At 68.7% G+C, this 5,869-nt stretch carries 5 protein-coding genes; 3 read left to right on the top strand and 2 right to left on the bottom strand.

Annotated features, from left to right (window positions below; genetic code table 11):
- The 3 genes from QR77_RS10835 to QR77_RS10825 all read left to right on the top strand — a co-directional run.
- Positions 1-626: HAD family phosphatase (locus QR77_RS10835; RefSeq protein WP_040021253.1), on the top strand; the 626-nt coding region annotated here is incomplete at its 5' end.
- A 505-nt stretch (positions 627-1,131) separates the two neighbouring features.
- Complete coding sequence (gene ppdK / locus QR77_RS10830; RefSeq protein ID WP_040027686.1) at positions 1,132-3,825, top strand: pyruvate, phosphate dikinase; 2,694 nt, start codon at positions 1,132-1,134, stop codon at positions 3,823-3,825.
- Between the two features lie 295 nt (positions 3,826-4,120).
- Positions 4,121-4,531 carry a VOC family protein gene (locus tag QR77_RS10825; RefSeq protein WP_040021251.1) on the top strand — a complete coding sequence of 137 codons (411 nt, stop codon included), beginning with the start codon at positions 4,121-4,123 and terminating at the stop codon, positions 4,529-4,531.
- Between the two features lie 99 nt (positions 4,532-4,630).
- Here QR77_RS10825 and QR77_RS10820 read toward each other — a convergent pair whose 3' ends face one another.
- Entirely contained in the window at positions 4,631-5,563 is a 933-nt protein-coding gene (locus tag QR77_RS10820; protein WP_040021249.1) for an oxidoreductase, read from the bottom strand.
- 76 nt (positions 5,564-5,639) lie between these two features.
- Positions 5,640-5,869: SDR family oxidoreductase (locus QR77_RS43420; RefSeq protein WP_150130556.1), on the bottom strand; the 230-nt coding region annotated here is incomplete at its 5' end.

Raw genomic sequence — 5,869 nt, 5'->3', positions numbered from 1 at the left:
TGGACGGCACCCTCGTCGACACCGAGGTGCTGTGGTGGGAGACCGCCGACGAGGTCGCGAGCGGGCTCGGCCACCGGCTGACGGACGCGGACGCGCCCGAGGTCGTGGGCCGGGCCGTCACCGACACGGCGGAACACCTGGTGCGGATCACGGGCGGCACGGCGCGCACCGAGACGGTCGCAGCCGAACTGGCCGGGTCCTTCTTCCGGCGCGTCGAGGCGGGCGCGCCGCTGCGCCCCGGCGCCCGGCGGCTGCTCGCCGAACTGGAGTGCGCCGGCGTGCCGTTCGCGCTGGTGAGCGCCTCGCCGCGGACGGTGGTGGACTCCGTGGTCGCCGGTTCGCTGGCGGACGTACGGTTCGCCTTCACGCTGTCGGCCGACGACACCGTACGCACCAAGCCGCACCCGGATCCCTACCTGGCGGCGGCGGATCGCCTGGGTGTCGCGCCGGGCGCGTGTGTCGCCGTGGAGGACTCGCCGGACGGCAGCGCGTCGGCGCAGGCGGCCGGGTGCGCGGTGCTGGTGGTGCCGTCGCTGCTGCCGGTGGGTCCCGCCCTGCGGCGGTACTTCGCCGAGAGTCTGGAGGAGGTGGACCTCGCGGTGCTCAGTGAGTGTGCCGACGAGTGACTGTGCCGACGGTGAGCCGACGGCGACTGTGCCGACAGAGACTGTTGCCGACAGAGACTGTGCCGACGGCCGGTCGCCCGACCACCCGAATGGGCGCGTGCCGGCCTCGCCTCACGGGTGATTCTCGCCACGTTTGATTAAGGTTTCGCTCAGAAGAGCGGCTCGTGAATAAGTGCATCTCTGGAAGGGTGGCACCCAGTGCCACCCTTCTCGCGTTCGAGCAGTGAACTCAGACGTCGTTGTCACCGCTCATAAGAGCGACTAGGGTCATGGGTACGCCATGCCCGCTTCGAGGCGTGAAGAAGTGAGCGGCGGTCGCCGACCCCGCTCGCACATTCGATCCAGTGGCGGACGAGTGGTTAAGGCCGTACGACGGACAAGTGGACGTACCCGAACGCCTTCGATCTGGGTATGTTCTGGCCGTCAGGGCAGCCACCGCGTCCCTCAGGAGTCGAGACCTGTGTCGGAAAAAAATGCCGAGCAATCCGGGAAGACCGAGAAGGCCGTGAAGTTCGTCTACGACTTCCCCGAGGGCAACAAGGACCTCAGGGGCCTCCTCGGCGGCAAGGGTGCCAACCTCGCCGAGATGACCAACCTCGGTCTGCCTGTCCCTCCGGGCTTCACGATCACCACCGAGGCCTGCAAGGTCTACCTCGACACCGGAAAGGAACCGGCCGCCCTGCGCGACGAGGTCAGTGCGCACCTCGACGCCCTGGAGAGCCGGATGGGCAAGAAGCTCGGCCAGCCCGACGACCCGCTGCTCGTCTCCGTACGCTCCGGCGCGAAGTTCTCCATGCCCGGGATGATGGACACGGTCCTCAACGTCGGCCTGTCCGACGCCTCAGTGGCCGGGCTCGCCGCGCAGGCCGGCGACGAGCGCTTCGCGTGGGACTCGTACCGCAGGCTCATCCAGATGTTCGGCGCGACCGTCCTCGGGGTGGGCGCCCAGCTCTTCGAAGAGGCGCTGGAGGAGGCCAAAGAGCGGAAGCAGGCCGCCACCGACGTCGATCTGGAGGCCGGCGACCTCAAGAAGCTCGTCACGCGGTTCAAGCAGATCGTCTCCCAGGAGGCGGGCCGCGACTTCCCGCAGGACCCGCGCGAACAGATGGATCTCGCGATCTGCTCGGTCTTCGAATCGTGGAACACCGAGCGCGCCAAGCTCTACCGCCGCCAGGAGCGCATCCCCGGCGACCTCGGCACCGCCGTCAACATCTGCTCGATGGTCTTCGGCAATCTCGGCCCCGACTCCGGTACGGGCGTGGCCTTCACCCGCGACCCCGCCAGCGGCCACCAGGGCGTCTACGGCGACTACTTGCAGAATGCGCAGGGCGAGGACGTCGTCGCCGGCATCCGCAACACGGTCGCGCTCGCCGATCTGGAGACCATCGACAAGAAGTCGTACGACCAGCTCCTCCAGATCATGGAGACGCTGGAGACGCACTACCGGGACCTGTGCGACATCGAGTTCACCATCGAACGCGGCCGGCTGTGGATGCTCCAGACCCGCGTCGGCAAGCGCACCGCCGGCGCCGCCTTCCGGATCGCCACCCAACTCGTCGACCAGGGCCTGATCGACGAGGCCGAGGCGCTCCAGCGGGTCAACGGCGCCCAGCTCGCCCAGCTCATGTTCCCGCGCTTCGACGACGACGCGAAGCGCGACCTGCTCGGGCGCGGGATCGCCGCCTCGCCGGGTGCTGCTGTCGGCAAGGCGGTCTTCGACTCGTACACCGCCGTCAAGTGGTCGCGCTCCGGCGAACAGGTCATCCTGATCCGCCGCGAGACCAACCCCGACGACCTGAACGGCATGATCGCCGCCAACGGCATCCTGACCTCACGCGGCGGCAAGACCTCGCACGCCGCCGTTGTCGCGCGCGGCATGGGCAAGACCTGTGTGTGCGGCGCCGAGGAGCTGGAGGTCGACACCAAGTCCCGCCGGATGACCGCCCCCGGCGGTGTCGTCGTGGAGGAGGGTGACGTCGTCTCCATCGACGGCTCGACCGGCAAGGTCTACCTCGGAGAGGTGCCCGTCGTGCCGTCGCCGGTGGTCGAGTACTTCGAGGGCCGGATGCACGCGGGCGCCGACGACGCCGACGAACTCGTCGAGGCGGTCCACCGGATCATGGCGTACGCCGACCGGCGCAGGCGGCTGCGGGTGCGGGCCAACGCCGACAACGCCGAAGACGCCCTGCGCGCCCGGCGTTTCGGCGCCCAGGGCATCGGACTCTGCCGCACCGAGCACATGTTCCTCGGCGAGCGGCGGACGCTGGTCGAGAAGCTGGTGCTGGCCGACACGGACGACGAACGCGTCAACGCGCTGGAGGCGTTGATGCCGCTCCAGAAGAAGGACTTCATCGAGCTGTTCGAGGCGATGGACGGACTGCCGGTGACCGTACGGCTGTTGGACCCGCCGCTGCACGAATTCCTGCCCGACATCACGGAGCTGTCGGTACGGGTCGCGCTGGCCGAGGCGCGCAAGGACCACAACGAGAACGATCTGCGGCTGCTCCAGGCCGTACACAAACTCCATGAGCAGAACCCGATGCTCGGCCTGCGCGGGGTCCGGCTCGGGCTGGTCATCCCCGGCCTGTTCGCCATGCAGGTACGGGCGATCGCCGAGGCGGCCGCCGAACGGAAGAACGCCAAGGGCGATCCCCGCGCCGAGATCATGATTCCGCTCGTCGGTACGGTCCAGGAGCTGGAAATCGTGCGTGACGAGGCCGAGTTGGTCATCGCCGAGGTCGAGAAGGCCCGGGGCGTACGCCTCAAGCTGGCACTCGGCACGATGATCGAACTGCCGCGTGCCGCGCTGACCGCCGGGCAGATCGCGGAAGCCGCGGAGTTCTTCTCGTTCGGTACGAACGACCTCACCCAGACCGTCTGGGGCTTCTCCCGCGACGACGTCGAGGCGAGCTTCTTCACCGCGTACCTGGAGAAGGGGATCTTCGGCGTCTCCCCGTTCGAGACGATCGACAGGGACGGCGTGGGCGCGCTGGTGAAGAGCGCGGTCGAGGCGGGCCGCGCCACACGCCCGGGACTCAAGATGGGCGTCTGCGGCGAGCACGGCGGCGACCCCGAATCGGTGCACTTCTTCCATGAGATCGGCCTGGACTACGTGTCCTGCTCGCCGTTCCGGATCCCGGTGGCGCGACTGGAGGCGGGCCGCGCGGCGGCGCTGTCGAGCGGTAGCGACTCGCGATAGCGGTACGCGTCACCGACTCCGGAGCCGCCGGCCGGCCCTGCCCTGACCCTCACCGGGCCGGCGGGCGGCTCCGGGACACAGCGAAGGGGCGGGCGGCCCGTGCGGGGGCGCTCGTCTCTTCGTCGTTGCGGCGTTGCGGCGTTGCGGCCTTGCGGCCTTGCGAGATCTGCGGCAAGAACAGCGATGAGTTTTCCGAGGACGGACGGTCTGTCTCTGTGAAGGCGGTGGGTGCGGCGCATACGGCGCGCGGCATGAGGTACACCAAAGACGCCAAGAGACCAGAGAAGAGACGGCCATGGCCAACATGATCTTCGTCAACCTGCCGGTGAAAGACCTGGCTGCCTCCAGGACCTTCTTCGAGAAGCTCGGCTACTCGTTCAACCCCCAGTTCTCGGACGACCAGACCGGCTGCCTTGTCATCAGCGACACCATCTTCGCCATGCTGCTCGCCGAGCCGAGATTCAAGGACTTCACGAAGAAGGACATAGCCGACGCGTCCAAGGTCACCGAGGCGATCATCTGCCTCGGCGTCGAGAGCAAGGAGAAGGTCGACGAACTGACGGAAGCGGCTCTCGGCAACGGCGGCTCGCCCGCCAACGAAATCCAGGACCTCGGGTTCATGTACGGGCGCTCCTTCCAGGACCCGGACGGCCACCAGTGGGAGGTCATGTGGATGGACCCGGCGGCGGTCGAGGGCCAGGGCTGAGTCGTACGGGATACGGGGCACGGCGTAGGGGGTACGGGGCCTAGGGGGTACGGGTACGCGGGCCGCCCGTACCTCCGCGCCGGGTGTCCGCGCCGGGCCTCAGGAAGTGAGGCCGTCGTAGCGCACCTTGGTGAGCTTTTCGGACGCGGCCCACAGCAGCTCGCCCGCCGTGTCGTTCAAGGTCCACTTCGCTCGCCAGGACCTGGTGGGGGAGCCTCGCCAGTTCTGGATGCGGGGACCGGTGAACGAGTCGGGCCGTACGCCGGGTTCTGTCGCCGCGTAGAGCGTCGGCAGTGCTCCCGCCTCCGCCGACTGGCCAATGATCCGGCTGGCGACCTCGACCACGCGCTCCGTCCTTTCGCGGCCCTCCATCCTCACCCCGGCGGTATGGAGGTTGGTCTTCGCGTAACCGGGCTGCGCGGCCGCCGCCACGGTGTCGGACCCGGCTGCGGCGAAGCGCCTCGCCAGCTCGTGGACGAAGAGCAGATTCGCCGACTTGGATCGGCCGTACGCGATCCAACGGCTGTACGAGCGCTCGCTGTTGAGGTCATCCAGATCTATGTTGGCCATCAGGTGCATCCCGCTGCTCAGGGTGACGACCCGCGCCCCCGGTGTCTCTATGAGGCGGGGGAGCAGCAGCCCGGTGAGGGCGAAGTGTCCGAGGTGGTTGACGCCGAACTGGGTCTCGAACCCGTCCGCCGTCGTTCCGCACGGCAGCGCCATCACACCCGCGTTGTTGATGAGCAGGTCGAGCCGCTCGTAAGGGAATCCGGCGGCGAACTCGCTTACGGAGGACAGGTCACCGAGGTCCAGTGGTCTGAACTCCACCTGGGCACTGGGTACTTGCTCGTTGATGGCGGTTTCGGCCGCTCTGCCGCGTGTCTCGCTGCGGCAGGCGAGGATCACCCGGGCGCCGCGATAGGCCAGTTCGCGGGCGGTGACCAGGCCGATCCCGCTGTTGGCCCCGGTGACCACGGCGGTGCGTCCGCTCTGGTCGGGTATGTCCCCCGCGGTCCAACCGGTCTTCGCCATCTGGCACTCCTCGTACGTCTGTCCCGCGCGGCCTGCCTTGTCACTCCCCTACCCAGGCCGGACGCGCGTACGACAGTCAGGCGGCGGCGCCTCCGTCGACCACCAGATCGGCGCCGACGACGGACGCGGCGGCGGGCGAGGCGAGGTAGAGCACGGCGGCGGCGATCTCGGCGGTGTCCGACACCCGGCCGAGCGGCGAGTGTTGCTTCATCCGTACCGCCCGGTCCTCGACGCTCTCACCGGGACGCAGCGACATCGAGGTGTCCGAAGCGCCGGGGCTGACCGCGTTGATACGGATGCCCTCCT

It is taken from the genome of Streptomyces sp. 150FB, from assembly GCF_000818195.1.
Classification (GTDB): domain Bacteria; phylum Actinomycetota; class Actinomycetes; order Streptomycetales; family Streptomycetaceae; genus Streptomyces.
Note: the sequence above shows the minus strand (reverse complement) of the source record. Positions and strands in the feature narration are given on the sequence as shown.

Bases quoted from the DNA above. Each gene is read 5' to 3' on its own strand.
- QR77_RS10825 (WP_040021251.1), top strand. From the start codon at position 4,121: ATGGCCAACATGATCTTCGTCAACCTGCCGGTGAAAGACCTGGCTGCC.
- QR77_RS10820 (WP_040021249.1), bottom strand. From the start codon at position 5,563: ATGGCGAAGACCGGTTGGACCGCGGGGGACATACCCGACCAGAGCGGA.